Source organism: Vibrio sp. S9_S30, from assembly GCF_014694455.1.
In the GTDB taxonomy this organism is placed as follows: domain Bacteria; phylum Pseudomonadota; class Gammaproteobacteria; order Enterobacterales; family Vibrionaceae; genus Vibrio.
In genome coordinates this window covers 382,338-404,122 of record NZ_JAAUWT010000002.1, presented here as the reverse complement: position 1 = coordinate 404,122, position 21,785 = coordinate 382,338, and the positions used below count along the sequence as shown (strand labels likewise).

The window sequence follows — 21,785 nt, the reverse complement described above, 5'->3', positions numbered from 1 at the left end:
CTTCGTTAACAATCTATTAAAAAATGACAGCTTTTGGTTTGCAGCTCGCACTTACCCAGTCATAATTAACTCAATAGCTATAACGGAGACACACTTGTGTACCTGAGCCCCAACGACAACAACCAATATCGTTATACTCAATTAAACAACGGCTTAAGAGTTCTCATCGTTCGTGATGAACATGCCCAAAAATCGGCAGCCGCATTGGCTGTTAATGTCGGGCATTTCGACGATCCTTCAGACAGAGAAGGGTTGGCTCATTATCTTGAACATATGCTGTTTTTGGGCACAGAAAAATACCCGAAGACAGGCGAATTTCAAGCTTTTATTAGCCAACATGGTGGGAATAATAACGCGTGGACGGGCACAGAACACACATGTTACTTTTTTGATGTGTCACCGAATGCATTCGAGCGCAGTTTAAAACGCTTTAGCCAATTCTTCATTGCCCCTCTGTTTAATCCAGATTCTTTGGAAAAAGAACGTCAGGCAGTGGAGTCTGAATATCGTTTGAAATTGAAAGACGATATGCGGCGGCTCTTTCAAGTACATAAAGAGGTGGTCAACCCCGAGCATCCTTTTTCCAAATTTTCGGTGGGCAATGCAGACACCTTATCCGATAGGGAAGGAAGCTCAATTCGTGACGAAATCATCAACTTCTATGACGCACACTACTCTGCCGATCTCATGACACTTGCGATCGTCGGCCCGCAAGAATTGGATGAATTAGAGAGTTGGGTAGAGGCGTTGTTTTCCCCAATCCCAAACCACCACTTGTTTGGCAAAACGGTGACCGTCCCGCTTACGAATCCAGACTTACCTTCGTGCTACGTCCAAGTCGAACCTGAAAAGGATACTCGTAAGTTGGTACTCGCTTTCACCTTGCCATCAATGGATCAACATTACGCATCGAAGCCTCTTTCCTACTTTGCTCACTTGTTGGGTTATGAAGGGGAAGGCAGTTTAATGCTCTACCTCAAAGAGCTTGGCTGGGTCAATGGATTGGCCGCTGGTGGCGGCATGAGCGGCAGTAATTTCCGCGAATTTTCAGTCAGTTGCACTTTAACGCAAGAAGGTTTGAACCACGTAGATGACATTGTTGAAGCCACATTTGCGTACATAAAGTTAATTATTGATTCTGGTTTTGATGAATGGCGCTATAAAGAAAAACAAGCCGTACTAGAGTCGGCATTCCAGTTTCAAGAAGCCGCTAGACCCCTCGATTTGGTTAGCCATCTGGTCATGAACCTTCACCACTACCCTGAAGAAGATGTGGTGTATGGTGATTACAAGATGGCACATTTTGATACCGCTTTGCTTGGCAAGGTTGCCAAATATTTCACGGTCGACAATATGCGATTGACGTTGATCGCCAAAGGTGTGGAATGCAACAAAGTCGCAAAATGGTATGACACACCCTATTCTGTGAAACGCTTTACAGATGAGCAAACCAGCCGCTGGAAAGAGGTTGCTCTTAACCCTGAACTAACACTGCCTGAAGTCAACCCATACATATGCTATGACCTGACACCACAAGCGTTGGAAGGTAATGAAACCAAACCCAAATTGATACAAGATCTCCCCGGTTTTCGTTTGTGGCACCTTCAAGAGAAAGATTTTAGAGTCCCTAAAGGGGTACTCTATCTTGCCATTGATAGCCCTCATGCCGTATCTACACCACGAAAGATTGTTCAAACGCGGTTATGCGTTGAGCTGTTCCTCGACGCTTTAGTAAAAGAAACATACCAAGCTGAAATAGCAGGTATGGGCTATAACATGTACGCGCATCAGGGTGGTGTAACGTTAACGCTCAGTGGTTTTAGCCAGAAGCAGCCTCAGTTACTCAGTGTTATTTTAACCCGTTTCGCAAACCGAGATTTCCGTTCTAGCCGTTTCGATACCATCAAACAACAAATGCTGCGCAATTGGAAAAACGCCGCAAAAGATCGCCCAGTTTCTCAGTTATTTAATGCGATGACCGGACTTCTGCAACCCAATAACCCCCCTTATCCGGAGCTAATTGAGGCGTTAGAATCCATTGAAATGGAGGAATTGCCAGCATTTGTCGACACCATTTTGAACGAACTGCATGTTGAATTGTTTGTCTATGGCGACTGGAATCAATCTCAGTCGATTGAACTTGCCGAGACCATCAAAAATGCACTGCGTGTAAAAGACCAACGCTACGAAGAGTCATTGCGACCTCTTGTCATGCTAGGAAGTAATGGCACATTTCAGCGTGAGGTTCAGTGCAACCAAGCGGATTCTGCGATTGTTATTTACTACCAATCGCCAGAAATTGACCCGAGAAGTATTGCACTGTATTCCTTAGCCAATCATTTGATGTCGGCGACTTTCTTCCACGAAATTCGGACGAAGCAGCAGCTTGGTTACATGGTAGGAACGGGGAATTTACCTCTAAACCGCCATCCCGGTTTAGTGCTGTACGTACAATCGCCCAATGCCGCACCGATTGATTTGCTTTCTGCAATAGATGAATTCTTAAATGCGTTTTACATGGTGCTGCTTGAGCTTAACGAATACCAATGGCAAAGCAGTAAGAAAGGGCTCTGGAGCCAAATCGCAACACCTGATAACAATTTAAGAGGTCGAGCTCAGCGTTTATGGGTAGCGATTGGTAACAAAGATCACCAATTCAATCAAAGAGACAGAGTACTCGAAGAGCTAAAAACACTGACTCGCAGTGAAATGATTCGCTTCGTCGTCAGCGTATTGAAACCTCGCACCGCGAACCGCTTGATTATGCACAGCAAAGGCAATGAACACCAAGATGATCCTTGTTTGAATGAAGGGTTAGAAATTGGCTCTGTGGAAGAATTCCAGTTGAGACCAAGAGACGTGGAGCTTGGTTAGCTCACTTAAAAAATTTAGTTCGCAAAATATTTAGTTCGCAAAACAAAAAGGGGACCGCGCCCTTGCGGTCCCAAAATCGTCTAATTACCAAAATTCACCTACCAAGCATGTAAATCAGACGAGTACTCTTGTTGGCTTTACTGCGCATGACGGAATTTTGCATCGGCCCAATCCGCCCAATCGTAGCCAATGCCATCACCTCCCGAACCGGAAACTAAACGGATGACACTGTTTTCAGGGCTAATCGGGATGTCGACGTTCTCAGGCGCGCTTCCGCCAGTAAGAAGTGCACTTTGATAGCGCAATTCATCATCGACAAACACTTGGAAAATAACAGAGCCTCCCGTGCCAGTCCCATCATCCACGCCTACGACCGCACTGAATCTATCAAAGTTTGCCCCCGTCAGACTGTAAACCACTTCAGATTCTGCATGTAAGCCAAGCCCTTTTGGATATTGCTTTCCACCGACGGATATTGGCTGACCGTCTCCTTGCGCTTGTTGACCTACATTCATGTCTTTTTCTATTGGTCCCCATCCATTTGTGGAAGAAACTTCCACTAAATCGCTCGCGTAGCTGTAAGTTCGGTCACTAAGAACAAACTTGGCATTACCCCAATCCGCCCAGTCGTAGCCATTTCCATCGCCACCATCTTCCACTATAAGCTCTATATTTGTATCTTGGTCGCCAATTGGAACAAATACCTCAAGGCTTTCGTCACTTCCTCTCACGAGTCCACTATCAAACCTAACATTCCCATCAACAAGCACCTTAAACACAACAGATCCAGCATTACCCGTTCCATCATCAACACCGACCGTTGCGGAAAATGCGCTAAAAGGCTGGCTGGTAAGATCGTAGACTATTCGGGAGTTTGCGTGTGCCCCCAACCCTTTGGCAAAGTACTCACCGTCGATGTACATAGGCTGACCATCACCTAGCGCTTGCTGGCCAACATTCATGTCCTTTTCTACAGGTCCCCAACCGTTTGTTGATTCCGCCGCTTGAAGATCACTGGCATAAACATGCCTTACCTGTCGAACTCGAAACTTAGCGTCGGCCCAGTTCGCGTGGTCATATCCGTTACCATCACCAGCATCCGTTGCTTCAAGACGCACTTCATTATGCGAACTACTTAGAGGAATACTGATTTGGATACTCTCATCGCTCCCTCTAACTACGCCGCTTTCGTAGCTCAATACACCATCGACGTACACCTTGTAGATGACGCTGCCTCGATTACCGGCCTTATCATCGATACCAATAACAGCGCTGAACTCTTCAAAGTCGTAGTCTGAAATGTCATACACAATCGATGAATTCGCATGAGCTCCTAGCCCTCTTGCATAGCGTGTTCCACCGACAGACAAAACATCTCCGTCTCCGAGTTCCGTCCAACCGACACTCATGTCTTTCTCTAGTGGACCCCACCCATTTGTGGCACTTTGCTCATTTAAGTCGCTTGCGAAAACATAAGAAGGAGAATTCAATCGCAGTTTTACATCCGCCCAATTCGCGTGATCATACCCGATGCCATCACCGGCATCCGTTGCAATCAGCTTAATTTCTTCGGCTGTGACAGAAAGGGGAATAACAACAAACTCAATAGGATCCCCACCTCTTAGAACATGACTTCTGTATTTGAGCACACCGTCGACCCACACTTCGAATACCACCGAACCTGCCGAGCCCGCACCGCCATCGATTCCAATAAAGCTACTGAATTGGTCGTAAGGCTTACCGGAGATATCTAAGACAATTTCCGAGTTAGCATGCGCACCAAATCCTTTATCAAATGTGACACCGCCAACGCTAAGTTTTCCTCCATCATTACTTGCCTGACCTCCGACACTTTGATCAATTTCAACCGGTCCCCACCCGTTACTTGAGGATGTAATAGGTAGATCACTGGCGTAGTCAAAATCGTTATCAATGGAAGGAACAACGGTTAAGCCTTCATACTCTATCTGCTTCAAGTAAGAGACTAGGTGAGCACGCTCTGTTTTGTTACCGATATAGTGCACGCCGGTGCTCTGAAGTACGTCATCTAGACTTTCCGCTTTACCGTTATGGAAGTACGGCGCTGAATCTACAAGCCCAAGAAGTGTTGGCGTATCAAACCCAACCCCTGCGAGTGGCGACCCAATTCCCGTTCCAGACGATGTGTCGATGGTGCCCACATCATGGCGTTTATTGTCTGTAAAGTTGCTCCCAGAATGACAGGTACCACAGCTTTTGCTTACGAAGAGAGATCGCCCAGTCTGTGCACTTGCAGTAAGAGTTCCATCGGCATTTCGATAGGGGCTTTTATTAAATGTCGTTAAGCTTGAAACATAAATCGCTAAGTTATCTAAGTCGGTACTGATACCAGATTTGGCGAGACCTAGAGGGTTCTTAACATCCTCAAATAACGCATCAGGAATAAACCCACGCCCTTCAAATGCAAAACGAATGTCGTTCTCAAAGTCCTGAATTTCATCAAAATTAGCAGTCCAATGAACATTGCCATGGTTCATCCCTGCCCGTCCTGTCAACGGAATAGTATTACGAACACCTTCCCCTCGATCAGTAAAGTCCCAATTTCGACCATCTGAACCACCATCCGCATGACAACTTGCACATGACAAGTACCCATCCTTATTCATTCGTGGGTTCGCTGCATCGTGGAACAATTGTTTCCCTGCTAAGATCCTCGGCGATAATTTCTCCGTCGCAACCACATCAACCTCCGCGATATGTCGCGCATCACCTTGAACGGTCTCTAACGCATTAACATCCCAAACAGAAACCGAACGAGATAAGAAATTATGAACAAAAAGATAATTGCCTACTCTCACCAAACCATTCGGTGCGAGACCATGACCACCCAGTTGAGATACAACGTCTCCCGTGTATGCATCCAACACTTCTACGTTGCTTCGCCCTTCCATTGCAACATAAGAATAATCACCCAGCGGGCTGAAAACAGCTGCCTTTGGTTGTGCGTTATTGTCGATATCAAGTTGTCTAGCTGGCACCTCATTCAGCGTCGCCATGTCAATTTGGGAAACGATTGCCCGTACTGTGGTTTCGAACGTTAACCCTTTATTTGGGTCGGACTCCTTAAATGTCCCTCTGTCTACGTTCGCCTTGTTAGATGGAAGCCAAGCGTATTTCTCGTCTGGTGAGATTGTTACGCTGTTAAGATAGTTGGCAATTCCGCGGCTACGGTCGGGTCCATCAATCGTAGAGGTATCTTTGTTTAACGAGATGTTCTGAACCAAAGTCATCGAATTGACATCAATTTCGGCAACGTCAGCCTTCTCTTGAAGAGATATAAATCGAGTAACCAGAGCCTTATTTGAATCAGATGTTATCGCAATGCCACGAGCCGAGTGACCGATATCAATTCGACCAATAACATTTTGAGTATTAGGATCAATTTTAATGAGCTCCCCTAAGCCATAGAGAGAAACTAACGCACTCGTCCCATCCGGCGTAAACGCTATTCCATTAGGGCGAGCACCGCGGGTCAGCCGTATGATGTCTAAGACGGAGCCATTAGCAGCCGACAAAATATGAACCGTATCGCTCTTTTCACTCACAACCCATATATTGCCATTTGGCGCAGTAGCGAGCGATTTTGGCCCTTGCATTACCGCTCTTTCCCAGAGTTTTTGAAAAGGCGCAACAGCCGAAACCGCGGATACAGTGTCGTTATCAGGATTTACTACGAAAACACGATTTGCAGAACCCACAATGGTCGATGAATGACTCGGGGGATTTGCCGATATGGGGTAATGAACCGTTAAACTTTCACTTTCGCTCGAAGTAAAACCACTTTCCCGTACAGTGACAATTGGAGACCAATGCCCGGCTTTATCATACTGATGAGAAATTGTGTTGCTTGAACTGAATGGCGTTGGAGGGGTTCCGTCGCCCAAATTCCACGAATATTCTAAGGTGCCTCCAAAAATCGGACTGGCATTGGCAGCCGCATTTACGTAACCACCTACTTCGACAGTATTAGGAAAAGAAACAGTCACATCGTGCGATGCCACATTACCTGTGGAGAAGCTATAGCGAACTTCAGGCATAGCATTACCGGTAAAGTCTTTAATGCCATTTACAACGACTTGATAGATTTGATTCCCTCCCAGCGGCGCGCTTGGCGAAAAATGCACAAAACCCAAATTGACGCTGTACGTGCCATCAATAGGTGCCACTGAGCCTGCCGGAATAACTTGAAAGGTTAAATCAGTCACAGAGTCCATCAAAACGCTGTCTGAAAGCGCTAGCCCAATACGGGTGGTGGGAGATACATTGGTGTCGTCGTGTGCTGGTAACGTTCTAATTATTTGAGGCGGCGTTAAATCCCTTCCCTCGTTGTGAGCCAAAAATCCGCTTCCGCTCCCGTGATCATTCCCTACCCACACCATGTTACCAAAAGGGAAAACTTGGCCATGATCCGTGTCACTTCCGCTCGCATTTAAACTGCCTTTACCTAAATCGACAAAATTCTGTTTGTCTGAAACATCAATGACAGCAACATCTTCTTGGTTCCCAAGAAACAATTTATTGTCTTGCCCATTACAATACAGATTGACGTATTCTCCTTCATGCTCATTAACCAAAGTCATTGGCGTGGTCGTGGTATCGTACGTCACTAAATTGTTCGCGGAAGATCGTGGCCCAAAATTCGCGTATTTCCCATCCCAACAACTGATGTAGAAGTTATAAGGAAGATTGTTTACGACCTTCGTTAGTTCCGGGTTAAGTGGATCATCAATATTAAGAATCGAAAAACCGCCTCGGTCTTCACGGCTCGCCAAATGCAGTTCATTACCTAACGCCAGTACAGAGCCGACAACAAAGCCGCCTAATTCAGAACGCGGGATCGTTTTTACCAAAATAGGGTTATCAACGTCCGTTGTATCAACAATGGAGATACCCGAAGTTCCTCGAGCGACATAAAGGTAAGGCGCTTGCCAGAAAACATTCCAAGGTATATTGCTGTATCCGCCCAATATGATATCTGGGAATGTTAACTTCGAGCGCCGCACAGGATTATTTACATCTGACCAATCCCAGATTTCAATACTGCGGGAATTGTGAGTGACGATAAGGTTGCCTTCAGACAAACCTAAAGAATGAGCTTCTGTAAAATCTTGGGTTCGAATGGCGTCGCCTGTGCGATGAATATTTGTACCATCAGGCTCGTAAACTTGTTTAACCTTAACGGGATTTATTGGGTCAGAAACATCAAGGGCAATCCACCCTCCCGGATCTTGACCATGATCTGGCGCAAACACGCCAACCGCATACCCATTGACCATCGTTAACATATTGAGCCCATAATGAGCCCGACCAGGATAATCAGGTGGGATAAACCCCGTCGTATCATCAATTAACGGCGATACATGTGTATAGACATCATTAGATGAAAAATTTGGATTGCCTAAACCCGGTCCATTTGCCTGAACCGGGTTTAAGATAAAAAAGGATGACAAAGCTGCGACTGCACCTTTTTGAACGTGCTTTGTAGCTATAAGTAAACGCTTTAAATGTCCCTGTGTTTTCATGACTGCGTCCTTGTGTCTAAAACTAAAATACACATATATTTAATTGAACACTCCAACCAAGTGTTTCGAATCTATGTGCGACATTTACCCAGCCAAGACGTCTTAAATTTGGTGAATTGAAACTTTCAGGGACAAGTGTTCTTACAATAGCTTTTTACTATTTTCGTAAATACAACCAGTTAAAGTGCCCCTTCGAAATTTCAACTCAATGCATTCAATTGTGACAACATGGTATTTGCATCTTCCTTATCAATATTCAACGATCCTGCCTTCGCATTTTGCTCGGCATGCCCAACCGATCGCGCGCCACACAACACAAAATCAATTCCCGATACCTGACTAGTAGCAGCGACAATAAGCTGTGCCATGGTGCAACTGTACTTATCTAGCAACGGCTTCCATGCTTCCATTTGCTGTAACACTTGAGCACGTTTTTCTTTAACGAACCAAGGGTTCCAAGCATCCACATTGCGAATATCATTGGCATCAAATTGGGTGTCCATCGTTACTTTCCCAGAAAGTAGCCCTTGCTCCATCGCTTGGTACGCCATGGTAGACATCCCCAAACTCTGGTTTTGGTTTACGGTGGCTCTTGCGTCTTTCTCCCAGAGCATGCTGTAGCGAATCTGATTGGTATCAATTTGATTGCCTTTGCAATACGCTAATGTTTCTTCTTCAGATAAATTACTCACACCAATAGCTCTTATCTTTCCTTCTTGCTTGAGTCCCACCAAGCATTCGAGCGTTTCTTCGATTGGTGTCTGATAAGGCGCATTCGACGGCCAATGTACTTGATAAAGATCCAGATAATCTGTGTTCAAACGCTTCAAGCTTTCTTCTACTTCACGGCGGATACTCTCTGGCGACAAGTTTCGCCTTAGCGTCTTTCCATCAGTAGAAAAGTGCTCGGTTCCTTCCCAATCCCATACCAATCCACATTTTGTTGCCACGACAATTTCATCTCGACGCTTTCTAATGGCTTTTCCAATAATCCTTTCTGACTCACCAAAGCCATAACCTGGAGCCGTGTCAATAAAGTTGATCCCTGAAGACAACGCAGCATGAATCGTATTAATCAGCTCCTTTTCATCCGCTTCTTTCCCCCATATAGAACCGCCACCAATCCCCCAGGTACCAAGGACAACCGCGGAAGCAGAGATATCTGAACGACCAATTTTTCTGTACTGCATCACGGGCTCCTTATTTTTTAGATTGAATGACGTGGTCAATCGCAATCGCTGATAATAAAATCAATCCTCTAATCAGCTCCTGCCAGTACACGGGGACGTTGAGCAAAATAAGAGACGAAGACACAATAGAAAGAAGCGCGATACCCAAAATAGCGCCAAAAATCGTTCCTGCACCGCCGTTTAAACTCGCCCCGCCAATTACAGCGGCAGCGATAACATTGAGTTCAAGCCCAACACCGAACGTTGGTGTCGCTCCGCCAAACTTAGACATAAAAATGATGCCCGCAAGACCTGCCATTGAGGAGCACAATACGGTCGTCCAAAACTTGATGCGGTCAGTTCGAATACCGGAATATAACGCGGCTTTTTCGTTACTCCCCGTATAGTAGACCCTTCTAAACATCAACATATTTCTGAGCATATAGTCGGACAGGAAAATAACCGCTATGAATATGATCACTGAAAATGGCAAACCAAACACATCTCCTTGACCAATAAACTTAAACTCGGGCGGCAAGCTATACAGCGATAATGGAGATCCTTCGGTTATAACAAAGCACAGCCCTCGCGCTATCCCCAAAAAGGCAAGTGTTGTCATAAAATGGCTTAAGCCAACCTTGGTCACACAAACACCCATAATGCTCCCGATGCCAGCACAGGCTGCAATCGCAACCAAACTCGCCACCCATGGGTCCATGCCTAAGAGGAAAAGCTTACCGGCTATCACCATAGATAAGCACATCACGGCACCGACAGATAGGTCGAACCCGCCAACGATAAGCAGTATGGTCATTCCGACAACGACCAAGCCTTCCGTTGAAAAAGAAAGAAGCATGGCACGCATGTTCGCCCATGTGAGGAAGTAAGGAGAAGCAAAACTCATCACCACGAACAGAATAACGATAATGGCAACCAGTGCTGCTTCACGCGCCCCAGCAAACCTTGAGATCAGTGGAAGTAATCCTTTATGTTCTACTTTCTCAGTCATTCCTGAGTTATTTATAAATTCCGTTTTCATATTTTTATCCTGATTCAATCCTTGCGGTTAAAGCCGTCAAATTTTAATACCATCATCCGACTTTCACCTCACTTTCAATATTTAATCCAGATGCCAACCGAATGATATTTTCTTCTGTAACGTCGTCACTATTTAATTCACCCGATATACAATTCTCATACATAACTATGACTCGGTCACTCACTCCAATTATTTCTGGTAATTCAGAAGAAATAATAATAATACCGACACCTTGATTGGCTAGTTTTCGAAGTAATGCGTGAATTTCATGTTTTGCTCCAACATCAATTCCTCTTGTTGGCTCATCCATAATAATTATTTTCGGTTCTATTGCTAACATTCGAGCAATGGCAATTTTTTGCTGGTTGCCACCGCTGAGTTCTCTTGTCAGCTGCTCAATATCTCTATATTTTACGGTAAGTACTTTTGATAGTGATTCAGCTTGTTTTATTTCTTTTTGTTTATCTATTCTACCGAAACTCTTTCTTAAATTATTGAGCCCCAAAACAGAGATATTTTCTCGAATAGACATATCGAGATACACACCTTCTTGCTTACGGTCTTCAGACAAATAAACTACTTTGTTATTCAAGCTGTCATCATAAGATTTAAACTGAATCTTTTTCCCTTCCAATGTTATATTCGCTGACTGTTTAGGGCGCAAGCCACATAAGGTTTGTATAAGCTCACTTCGCCCCGAACCAATCAGCCCTGCCACTCCTAATATTTCACCTTCATAAAGCTGAAAGCTAACATTGTTGAACCGTTCTTTATCACAAAGGTTTTCTACCGACAGAATGGGTGTTTCATTTGATTTGACTTCATTACTTTTAGGTGGGTAGAGATCATTTATTTTTCTTCCTACCATATTATTTACGACATCTTCTGGTGAGGTGTTTTTTATTTCCTTAGTACAGATGTATTCTCCATCTCTTAATACGGTCACTCGATCGCAAAAATCGAACACTTCAGCCATTCTATGACTAATATAGATAATACTTACACCACGACTTTTTAAATCCAGAATAATATTAGATAGTGCTTCCGATTCTTTTTCAGTCAGTGCTGCGGTAGGCTCATCTAAAATTAAAACATCACACTCTTCTGTGAGTGCTTTAGCGATTTCAATGATTTGTTGTGTCGATATACCCAGATCTTTTACTTTAATGTCGGGTTGAATGGGCATCAATTGTGATAAGATATCGAGCGTTTTTTTATTTATTTCTGAATAATTAATTCGCCACTTTTCACCTTTTTCAGCACCACACATGAATACATTCTCAGCCACCGTGACGTCAGGGCAAAGTGCAATTTCTTGATGAACGAAATTCACGCCTAACGCTTTGGCTTTACGTGGGCTATCAATATGAACGCTTTTGTTTTTTACTAGAATGGTCCCACTATCAGGTTGATAGATACCATTGATCACTTTCATTAACGTGGACTTGCCAGCGCCATTCTCACCGCACAACGCATGAACTTCGCCCTTAGCTAACGAAAAGTTAACGTTTGATAAAGCTACGGTTGGTCCGAATCTCTTGGTGATATTCTTCAATTCTAGGACTTCATTTCCATCCACAACAACTCTCCTACAGCAAACAGATAGATCTTCGTCTTTATTATTGTCGTAAGCCAAAGGTTGGAATAAGGGAGCACGCCGCTCCGCCCCCTTTCCTCTTAAGCTGACGCGAGCTAGTCTCTTACACCCTTGGACTCTCTTCGCTTCATGTACGTATCCCAATAAAAATGTTCTGCATTTTCTTTTGTTACAATAGAGAATCCATTGTCGACATAAGGCACTTGCATTGGGTTGATGCCTTTGGCTACATGGTCATTCATCGGATCGATGAGCTCAGAGTGTTTCGCTAAGAAGAGCAATGTCATTCCCATAAACCCTTGAACCCCCTGGTTCGGGTTAAGAGCACCGAAGATTTCTTCGTTTTTGATCATGTCTAAAACTTTTGCGTTGATATCGCAATTAAAGACTCGAATGCCTTTTCCTAGCTCTTTTGCTGCTTGCGCAGCCCCCATTGCCGAATTCGCTTCTGGCATAAATACAGCACCAAGATTTGGGTGCGCTTGAGACATCGTTAGCAAGGCGTTGTAAGCTTTGGTTGGATCTTGATTACTTGCGGCGCGCGTAACAAGTTTCATGTCGGGCCACTTTTCTTCCATTCGACCAATAAATGCCGCTACACGTTTATCGTGATTATCTTGCCCAGGATTTTCTAGAACGGCATATTCACCTTTTCCTCCCATATCTTCGGCAATCGCATCCGCTGCATAGATCCCTTCACGTTCATTATCTGAAGTAACATAAGCAGTACGTTCGCTATTTGGAGAGTCGGCACCAAAAGTAACGACCGGAATGCCCATTTCTCTGGCTCGTTTAATCGGCTCCACAAAAGGGTCAGGGTTAATCGGTGCCAGCAGGATACCCGCAGGTTTGCGCGCAAGGATTTGTTCGAAAGACGCGAGCTGCTTGTTTACGTCATATTCTGGTGTACCTGTGTAAACAGTTTTAACACCCAGCTTTTTCCCTGCCTGCTTCATCATTTCATACACAGGGAACCAATATTCAACGCCCGATACAAAAACATTCATGTAGTAAGTTTCTTCGGGATCACCTACAAAACCGTTGGCTTCTTTCTCTGCTGCAACCGTCGAAAATGCGATACAAGCTGTAAGAACAGAGACTGCCGCTCTCTTTACCCCTCGCTTGAATAGACTTTCTTTTTCTCTTGTAAAACTCATTTCAGTTCTCCTTGAACATCGTCTTCCTTGATTTAGCTATATGGAAGTGCACTAACTAAACACCAAACCACACAACCCAACATCTAAACACCACAATAATTAGCATAATGTCGTTTTACAAGTTCAAATCGCACAAGAAGTGAAAAAAGAATTACAAATCCAACATATCGATAACAAATGGAATATATGACCACAATTAATACAAATTAATAGATTATAAAACTAGTAATAAATGATAAAACAGGCATAACTTACCATGCAATGCATTAACAATCGTCACTAGACTAGTATTAAAAACTCAATAAAGCCAAAAGAACTTGAACACAAAACTACATAATGCTAAAAAATAAAACAGGAACTCTAGATGAGTTAGAGGTGTGGGTATACAACCCTCATATATGGACATAAATGAAGTGGAGTAAAAAAGTATGGAGAAGACAATTGAAGAGGTTCTAAATGCTTTAGAAACGAATCAAATCGAAAAGATTGATTATGACGTTCTAAACACCAAGGATTTGGACCCTGAAGAACATTGGCCTAGGTACTTTAAAGAAAAAAAACAAAATTCAAACATTTTGATTTTCAAGCCAGATAATTCAAATGATGTTTCTACTATTCTTAAACTCGCCAACAAACTTAATATCCAAGTTTCAGTATTAGGGGGACACTCTAACGTCGTGGGTAGTTTTGAAGGCGGTCCTAACGTTTACCTATCAACGGAAAACCTAAATTCCATTCAACCTGTAGAGCGTTTAACCAACCAAATCACGGTCGGTGCTGGTGTTTATGGTGGTGATCTTCTCAAAACGATGGAACAGTGGGGCTTTGAACTTGGTCAATACCCTCAATCACTTTTTATATCTACAGTGGGTGGTTGGATTAATACTCGAGCAACAGGCTCATCGTCTACCTACTATGGTGGTATTGAGCATGCAGTTATTGGATTGGAAGCCGTCCTTGCAACCGGCGAAGTCATAACGGCGACTCCCAGTGCAAGACCCCCCGGAGGGCTTGATTTAATTAAGCTTCTTATCGGATCAGAAGGCAGTTTTGCAGTCATTACATCCGTCACTCTAGAAGTTCACAGAAAACTGCCAACCTCATTTACATCAGTCGCGTTTGACAACTACGAAAACGCTATTGAAGCACAGCGTCAATTGGTTCAAGGCGGGTTCCCTATCGGATTGCTTCGCGCATACAATATCGCTGAAACCAACCATATTACCGAGTCTATTTCTAAAGGAGTTCCAAAAGACGATTTTGCTTTGTTAACTTTCTCTGTCATCGCGCCAGAAGAATCTCTCTCAGCGCTTACCATCGAAGCAAGAAAGAAAGTGACCAATATCGGAGGGACAATACTGTCTGACGATGTTTCAGACACTTGGTTTATCAATCGTTACCAGTGTGAAACCATGATGAGAGATCGCAATGTTATCGATGGGAAGATGTTCGATACCGTAGAAGTAACCTTGCCTTGGAATCAAGCTTCAGATTGTGCTTTAGCCTTAGAAGATGCCTTTAATGATAGAGTAGAGCAGTTCTATACTCACTTCTCTCACGCCTATCAAACAGGTGCCTGTATGTATGCACTTTTCTTTATAGAGGAAAGCTGCGATTCCGAAGCCATGAGTATTTGGCGTCATTGCCAAGATAAAATGGCAACCATTGTAAAAGCACATAAAGGTACGTTAGCTCATCACCACGGAGTTGGCTCTGAACGTTCAAGTCATTACATGGAAACGGATGTAGGCTTTATCCATAAGCAAATCAAAGAAAAACTTGATCCTAACAATGTTCTATTCTGTCGAATGCTTCTTGGTTAATCGAATTTAACCACTAAACACATTGAATCCACCCTTACGTAGAGGTGGATTTTTTTAGGTTCAAAAAAGGCGCCTAGAAGACGCCAAAACCTCTTAACTGAGGAAGCAAAGTACCCTACAAATTATATTCTTTAGCAGCATCCGCTGCCGCTTTGCCCTGACATATCACGTCGGTAATCGCCCGTATCGCATCGGCTGGACGTTCATGCAAATAGAGGTTTCGTCCTACAGCCACCCCTGAACATCCTGCCGTCATCGCACTTTCCAAACTCACAAGAAAGTCTAAGAAACTGCTTCGCGTTGCCCCGCCCATCATCACCGTAGGAACCGGTGTTGAGTCGACGACGGTCTTAAATGACTCGGGATCCCCTGTATATTCGACTTTAACAATATCCGCCCCCGCTTCGGCAGCCATGCGAGCCGCCAGAGCAACAAACTCCGGTTTATTTTGTTCACCGTCAGCAACATTTGTACCTCGAGCTAAAGGCTCACATAATACGGGAAGTCCAAGACGCTCAGACTCCCGGACTAGCGTACCTAGGCGTTTCATTTCAGCGACATCATCAGCGGGGTTACTCGATCCAAGAAAGACATAATCGTGCACCGCATCAGCGCCGTAAGCAGCGGCTTGCTCAGCATTAGCGATAAAGTCATGCTGTCCCTTGAACCCATCATGCCCCAACAGTTCGGCATTCCGCCATTTGTCCGTCCACCCCACCGACATGATTACTGCCGGAGAATGTCTGTGCCCCAATAGACTAGAGTATTGTTTTATGTACCCTGGTGAGAGCATTGCCCCTGTTAAGCCATTCTTCGATAGTTCAAGTAGAATTCTCCTGAACTCACTATCTGATGTAATACCTGGCTGTGGTCCCAGGTACATACTGTTAACTAACGCTGCAAAGACCGCTTTCTTGTTCTCAAACATTCTGTTGAGACGAATAGTTTTCCCTTCCATAACACTTCCTTATGTTTTCTTTCATCTGTCACATAAAGCACTATGTAGCTTTATGTAGTATAATGTCAACAATAATGCTACACAAAAGTTAAAAAAGAAATAAATATGGTGCACGAGCACATAAGCAAAGTGTGAAGCTTGAGAACAGCACGATGTTATGATATTTCACAACTTACAGCTCACTAAACTCAAAGGAACATTTATGAGTAGAGGAGACGTTTCAGAAGAAACCATGCTGCCTGAACAACGTCAAAGTCGGATTTTGCAAATAATTCGAAAAAATGGAGTCGCAAAAAACGCGCAATTGGCTAAACAATTTGGAGTCAACATTGCAACGATTCGCCGTGACTTCACTACGTTTGAAAAGCAAGGGTTAGTCACTGTCGTTTATGGGGGAGCCAAACTGAAAAGCGAGTATATCGCCCCTTCTCCCTATGAAAATGAAATTGCGTTAGAAGAAAAACAAAATATTCATTTAACGACAAAACAAACCATCGCTCAAAAAGCAGCGTCACTCATTAAATCTAACGAAAGCATAGGTCTAAATGCAGGTAGTACTGTTCCTATGATTCTAGATTACTTATCCGATGACGTTCAGCACCTATCCGTAACGACATTGGCTCTAAACATTGCGGAAAAAGCCGTCCGCCTACCTATTGTAGACTTGTTCGTTCCAGGTGGGCACTACAGAAACACATCTCACGCATTGTCTGGCACTGTAACGGAGCAAGCATTAGCTTCTATCAATTTGGACCGAGGCTTTTTTGGTGCTTCTGCCATTGACCTTAATGCGGGTTGGACACATCCAGCGCACGCAGAAGTCCCGTCAAACCAAATGATGCTTCGCCAAGCAAGAAAGAAGTACCTTGTATGCGATTCCTCGAAGCTAGGTAGAATTAACTTCAGCAAAGTGTCCGATTTAGCAGTATTCGACGCCTTTATTGTTGATGATGAATTCCCTCTGGAATACAGACAGTGGGCAGAGGATAATGGTATTGAGGTGATTTAGCCTTTCAACTAGCTTCCCCCACAACATCCATATTGTAGAGCCGAATCATTACCGATTCGGCTTTTTTATGCCTTAAAAACACAAAAAACAACAACAAACTTTACACAAAAACACCACAATGCTATAAAAAACTACATGTCGTTATATTAATTCGTCATTTTCCAAGGAGCGGAAATGGAAATACATAGCAATGATGCACCTAAAGCATATGATTTTGTGATAATTGGTGGGGGCATATCAGGGGTATCTCTCGCCCGAGAAGCGGTTTTGAGGGGATACTCAGTCGCACTGATAGAGAAAAATGACTTTTCTTCAGGAACAAGCAGCCGATCAGGGAAACTCATACATGGGGGAGTACGCTATTTGGAAACGCTTGACCTCAAGGTTGTTCGTGAATCTTGCAGGGAAAGAGAGACTCAGCTAAACATAGCGCCGCACTTAGCCAAAACCCAACCTATTCTGTTTGTATCAAACTCACAAGGTAAATACAGCCCTTGGCAGCTCAAGATAGCGCTCTCTTTTTATGACTTTGTATCAGGTAACCCAAAAAACAGAAAAAGCCGAATATTCAATAAAAAGACCCTAAGAGACAAAGAACCTAATTTGAATTCAAATGGGCTTAAAGGAGCTGGGTTGTTTCATGATTTAGCGACTAACGATGCCAGATTAACAATAGATACCCTGAAAAGCGCGATATCTCTCGGGGCTGACGCCATGAACTACACTCAAGTAACAGATTTACTGTATAAAAAAGGCAGGGTCTGTGGGGTAAAAGCGACCAATCATCTCTCGAACGAATGCTTTGAATTATCGGCGTCCTATGTGATCAACGCCTGCGGTCCAGGTGTCGATTCCATTCGCTTAATCGATGATCCCACCGCACAACGTTTAATGTCTCCCTCCAAGGGTGTTCACCTTGCGTTTAGCAACAAGAGACTCAAAGTTAACCATGGTGTGTTCATGCACGTAGAAAGCGACAATGGTCGCATGAATTGGGTATTACCTAAAGATGATGAAGGGTATGTCTTTGCGGGTGCAACCGATTCCTACTACGAGGGTGATATTGATAACCCGACGGTAACTGATTCTGATGTTACGCATGTACTGAACGCAACCAATGAAATGTTTCCAAACGCGAAATTAACACAGCAGGACATCCTCTCTGCGTGGTCAGGATTAAGACCCTTAGTGAAAACAGAGTCAATATCAAATGCCAGTAACGTCTCTCGACGCCACTTGATCACTCAAAGCTCTTCGGGTTTATACACCTTGGCTGGTGGTAAATTGAGTACATGTCGACTCATGGCAGAAGAAACCGTTGATTTTATAGAAAACCAAGAGAAGCTTTGCAAAACAAAGAGCTTAAGCCACGTAACACCGATTTCGGGCGGAGAAAATTTCTCTCACTTAACACTTCCCAATGTCGACGTTTTATCAGACCAAGATATTGCTAGAATACAAGGTAATTTTGGTAGCAACGCACCTCAAGTGCTTAAGCTGGCTTCATTTGACGAAGACCGAAAAGACATATTCGGCTCTAACTTTCCTCTGACTCCAGCAGAAATTCGCTACATCGCGCGAAACGAGCATGTCGCTCACCTGACCGACATTTTAATAAGACGAACAAATGTCTTCTTTCAATTGAAAGACGCAGGACTGTCTCAACTTGAAGCAATAGGGAAACTCGCCGCTAGCGAGCTCAATTGGTCTCCAGAAAGACTTCGAAAAGAAATTAATATGTACCAAGAAGAAGTGGCCATCAATCGAGAGTTTGGTTCCTCTAAGCCTCAATGCCTCTCAATGAATCAAACCAAATCGAAACTAGGTGGTAGTTATGACTAAGAAACTGATATTGACCATTGATTTGGGCTCTAGTGGAATGCTTTTGTCTGTTTTTAATAGTAAAGGGGAGCTATTAAGGGAACAAAAACAAACATACACACCAGACACGGACACCACTGGCAAAGCCGCTTACAACATAAACGCGATGTATGATTCCATGTTGTTGTCTATCAATCAGCTCTTTGATACCGATGACTCTTTTTCTGCCCAAGAGGTCGGCGTAATTGGCGTATCGGGCATGATGGGGGGAGTATTAGGTGTAGATAAATATGGCTCCCCAACCTTTCCTTACACCACATCGTTAGACACGCGTTTTCTCACTCACTACGAAAGCATAACGAATGAATACGGTTCCGAGATACGAGAAGTGACAGGCACTTGGTACCCAATACTTGCACCAAAAATGAAATGGATGGAAAGCCAGTCAAAAGAGAGCTTTGCAAAAACGATTAAAATCGTGCCCATTACAAGCTATATCGTCGGGCATCTTTCAGAACTTCCACCAGAAAAGTGGGCGATAGATAAGTCTCTACTCTGGATGACGGGTCTTTCAAACAAACATAGCCAACAGTGGGATCAAAACATCGCTTCCAAGCTCGGTATTGATCTGAAGCTTTTGCCTTATATTGCGGAGTCGACCGATATTGTTGGGCATACGACCAGTAAACTGTCTACGCTCACCTCTATACCGAGTGGCACACCGATACTGGCAGGGCTTGGCGATACTCCTGCGAGCATTGTTGGCGCGGGTGGTTTTTCTAAGAACGTGGCTGTAGATATCGCTGGTACTTATCCTATCCTATCTATGTCGACCCCTGTAACTTCTTATGAACGCATTGGAAAAGTGGGGGAAATCTTCGGCTCACCTTTACCTAACATTTGCCACCCGTCGGTGTTCATTAATGGTGGTGGGCTTACTCAAAAATGGCTTGTTGATATCATGTTCGGTGACGATTGCGACCAAATTAGCCACTATGAAGACCTATCAAAAGACGCCGAACTCATCCCACCTGGCTCTGATGGTTTGCTCTGTAACCCTCACTTCGGAGGTCGCGCCTGCCCACCCGATGCCGATGTAAACGCTGGCGCATTCGTCGGATTAAAGTGGGGGCATAAAAGAGCACATCTGTATCGTTCCTTCTTGGAGGCTTTAGCTTATGACTTGTCCCTTACATTCAACCAACTTTCAAATGATCTTGGTGAACAAGTTACCGAGATCAGAGGCGTGAGCGGAATGGCCAACAATTCGCTTTGGAATCAAATGAAAGCCGACATTCTAAACCTACCTTATGTGGAGATGGATAATAAGGAAGCAACGGCACTCGGCACAGCAATAACCGCTGGCGTTTCGATTGGACTATTTGAAAACTTTGAACAGGCTACTTCTGATATTTGTACACCCAAAAAAGTATACAAACCTAGACGTGAGTTACATGAGACCTATAAACCTTATATAACAGCCTACAAAAAACTCATTGAAGGCACACCTTAACCAGATACAAAAAATGTGGTCAATCGTTTAAGGTAACAATGCATTTTTCAGCGAGGTGCGCCGAACACTGCATTGTTACCTTTGCCAGTGGAAATCAGTTAACGCTAGAAACTACCCGACCCGTTTACACATAATCGATAACTGAATCAATTAAGTCACTGGCACTGGTATCGGTTACGATCAAGTAATCCCCACTCTCCGTATAAAACTCAGCAATAGTGTATTGTGCAGTGTAATCCACGCCAAAATCACTCAGTCGTTGAGTCATCGCGTCGGTCAAATCCTCTGCTGAGTACGTTGAAAAATAGCTCGCATATTCAACCAACCCAACATCTATCGTGAGATTGACGTCGGTAAAAACCATTACATTGGCGCTGCCATCTGGGTTGTCTTCCCAAGTGCCCGCTAGGTTGTTATCCAGAAGTTCTTGCGTAATGTGTAAGTCAGAAGCACCATCACCAATGACGACTTCAAAACCCGTAAATTCCAACGTGTTGTTACCACTGAGATAAAGCGCATCAATGCCTTCCCCTCCATGCGCGCTGCGATGAGTATTCCAATCGGCTTCGAGCAACCCTGCAACGTTAACCACATCATTCCCTTTCCCAGCAGAGATATCAAACTCTGTGTGGTCTCCACCTGCAATGTCAAAAAAGCTGATCGTATCGTTGCCGTCACCCGTATCGATATCGAAATGGTTATTCCAAGCCGCCCCATTTGACTTCACATGAACGTTTACCTCATCGTTCCCCTCACCCGTAGAGACCTCTCCACGCTTTGCTCCGTATACGTTCACCGTCGTTCCCGTGTCAGACAAAGCGTTGACCTTCACATCCACGAAGTTTCTCACATTGATGAAGTCCGCATCGGCCTCAACTGACGCTTCTTTTAGACCGTCCGTATTCCATTTGAACACCGAGACATCAGTAACAAATTTACTTTCACCGTTTACCCATTTTTGTTGAAAACTGAGTGTCAGCCCCCCCTCCTTTAATACCCCCTCCCCTTGAAGAGTTTTTAACGATGGATGTTGATCGACTCCATACTGATCCAAATACTGCGCAAATTTCGTTGTTGCAAGCGCTTGCGCGTCAATAGCCATTTCATTGACAAGCGTTTCAACTACGCTGCCGACATAAATGTCGGATTTTATTGTGTTACCTAGCATAGCCACTCCTGATATTTACTTTTCAGACTAAGAGTCTACTCTCTCTGCGACAGCGAGAGTATTCTCGTATCATTAGTTAGTGCTATTTTGGGGATC

General features: G+C 44.1%; 12 protein-coding genes. 5 read left to right on the top strand and 7 right to left on the bottom strand.

Annotated elements, in window-relative coordinates; all coding sequences use genetic code 11:
- Window positions 1-96 precede the first annotated feature (96 nt).
- The gene (locus tag HC752_RS04030) at window positions 97-2,874 is read left to right on the top strand and encodes an insulinase family protein (protein WP_190333832.1); all 2,778 of its coding nucleotides are present in this window, start codon (window positions 97-99) and stop codon (window positions 2,872-2,874) included.
- A 137-nt stretch (window positions 2,875-3,011) separates the two neighbouring features.
- Here HC752_RS04030 and HC752_RS04025 read toward each other — a convergent pair whose 3' ends face one another.
- The 5 genes from HC752_RS04025 to HC752_RS04005 all read right to left on the bottom strand — a co-directional run bounded on the left by HC752_RS04025 (window position 3,012) and on the right by HC752_RS04005 (window position 13,397).
- Window positions 3,012-8,435, bottom strand: a complete 5,424-nt coding sequence (locus tag HC752_RS04025) for an NPCBM/NEW2 domain-containing protein (RefSeq protein WP_190333831.1) — start codon at window positions 8,433-8,435, stop codon at window positions 3,012-3,014.
- Window positions 8,436-8,635: 200 nt separating this feature from the next.
- A complete protein-coding gene (locus HC752_RS04020) occupies window positions 8,636-9,625 on the bottom strand; it encodes an aldo/keto reductase (RefSeq protein WP_190333830.1) in 990 nt (329 codons plus the stop codon).
- Window positions 9,626-9,635: 10 nt separating this feature from the next.
- Window positions 9,636-10,643, bottom strand: a complete 1,008-nt coding sequence (locus tag HC752_RS04015) for an ABC transporter permease (RefSeq protein WP_101112709.1) — start codon at window positions 10,641-10,643, stop codon at window positions 9,636-9,638.
- A gap of 52 nt (window positions 10,644-10,695) precedes the next feature.
- Window positions 10,696-12,222, bottom strand: coding sequence for an ATP-binding cassette domain-containing protein (locus HC752_RS04010; RefSeq protein ID WP_190333829.1), 1,527 nt, complete (start codon window positions 12,220-12,222; stop codon window positions 10,696-10,698).
- A gap of 113 nt (window positions 12,223-12,335) precedes the next feature.
- Window positions 12,336-13,397 carry a substrate-binding domain-containing protein gene (locus HC752_RS04005; RefSeq protein WP_101112713.1) on the bottom strand — a complete coding sequence of 354 codons (1,062 nt, stop codon included), beginning with the start codon at window positions 13,395-13,397 and terminating at the stop codon, window positions 12,336-12,338.
- 428 nt (window positions 13,398-13,825) lie between these two features.
- Here HC752_RS04005 and HC752_RS04000 point away from each other — a divergent pair, with 428 nt between their 5' ends.
- A complete protein-coding gene (locus HC752_RS04000) occupies window positions 13,826-15,220 on the top strand; it encodes an FAD-binding oxidoreductase (RefSeq protein WP_190333828.1) in 1,395 nt (464 codons plus the stop codon).
- 115 nt (window positions 15,221-15,335) lie between these two features.
- Here the strand turns inward: HC752_RS04000 and HC752_RS03995 are convergent, their stop codons facing one another.
- Window positions 15,336-16,178, bottom strand: coding sequence for a class I fructose-bisphosphate aldolase (locus tag HC752_RS03995; protein ID WP_101112717.1), 843 nt, complete (start codon window positions 16,176-16,178; stop codon window positions 15,336-15,338).
- A gap of 202 nt (window positions 16,179-16,380) precedes the next feature.
- Here HC752_RS03995 and HC752_RS03990 point away from each other — a divergent pair, with 202 nt between their 5' ends.
- The 3 genes from HC752_RS03990 (at window position 16,381) to HC752_RS03980 (ending at window position 20,521) form a co-directional block, all read left to right on the top strand.
- The gene (locus HC752_RS03990; RefSeq protein WP_180958404.1) at window positions 16,381-17,187 is read left to right on the top strand and encodes a DeoR/GlpR family DNA-binding transcription regulator; all 807 of its coding nucleotides are present in this window, start codon (window positions 16,381-16,383) and stop codon (window positions 17,185-17,187) included.
- Between the two features lie 174 nt (window positions 17,188-17,361).
- A complete protein-coding gene (locus HC752_RS03985) occupies window positions 17,362-19,029 on the top strand; it encodes a glycerol-3-phosphate dehydrogenase/oxidase (RefSeq protein WP_190333827.1) in 1,668 nt (555 codons plus the stop codon).
- The gene (locus tag HC752_RS03980; protein WP_190333826.1) at window positions 19,022-20,521 is read left to right on the top strand and encodes an FGGY-family carbohydrate kinase; all 1,500 of its coding nucleotides are present in this window, start codon (window positions 19,022-19,024) and stop codon (window positions 20,519-20,521) included. The genes HC752_RS03985 and HC752_RS03980 overlap by 8 nt, the downstream gene beginning before the upstream one ends.
- A 124-nt stretch (window positions 20,522-20,645) precedes the next feature.
- On the opposite strand, the gene HC752_RS03975 is transcribed toward HC752_RS03980, so the two are convergent.
- On the bottom strand, window positions 20,646-21,689 hold the full coding sequence (locus HC752_RS03975) for a hypothetical protein (protein WP_190333825.1): 1,044 nt from the start codon (window positions 21,687-21,689) through the stop codon (window positions 20,646-20,648).
- Window positions 21,690-21,785 lie beyond the last annotated feature (96 nt).

What these genes read in the sequence shown, in the direction of transcription:
- HC752_RS04025 (WP_190333831.1), bottom strand. Translation starts at nt 8,435, where the DNA reads ATGAAAACACAGGGACATTTAAAGCGTTTACTTATAGCTACAAAGCAC.
- HC752_RS04020 (WP_190333830.1), bottom strand. Translation starts at nt 9,625, where the DNA reads ATGCAGTACAGAAAAATTGGTCGTTCAGATATCTCTGCTTCCGCGGTT.
- HC752_RS04015 (WP_101112709.1), bottom strand. Translation starts at nt 10,643, where the DNA reads ATGAAAACGGAATTTATAAATAACTCAGGAATGACTGAGAAAGTAGAA.
- HC752_RS04005 (WP_101112713.1), bottom strand. Translation starts at nt 13,397, where the DNA reads ATGAGTTTTACAAGAGAAAAAGAAAGTCTATTCAAGCGAGGGGTAAAG.
- HC752_RS04000 (WP_190333828.1), top strand. Translation starts at nt 13,826, where the DNA reads ATGGAGAAGACAATTGAAGAGGTTCTAAATGCTTTAGAAACGAATCAA.
- HC752_RS03995 (WP_101112717.1), bottom strand. Translation starts at nt 16,178, where the DNA reads ATGGAAGGGAAAACTATTCGTCTCAACAGAATGTTTGAGAACAAGAAA.
- HC752_RS03990 (WP_180958404.1), top strand. Translation starts at nt 16,381, where the DNA reads ATGAGTAGAGGAGACGTTTCAGAAGAAACCATGCTGCCTGAACAACGT.
- HC752_RS03985 (WP_190333827.1), top strand. Translation starts at nt 17,362, where the DNA reads ATGGAAATACATAGCAATGATGCACCTAAAGCATATGATTTTGTGATA.
- HC752_RS03980 (WP_190333826.1), top strand. Translation starts at nt 19,022, where the DNA reads ATGACTAAGAAACTGATATTGACCATTGATTTGGGCTCTAGTGGAATG.
- HC752_RS03975 (WP_190333825.1), bottom strand. Translation starts at nt 21,689, where the DNA reads ATGCTAGGTAACACAATAAAATCCGACATTTATGTCGGCAGCGTAGTT.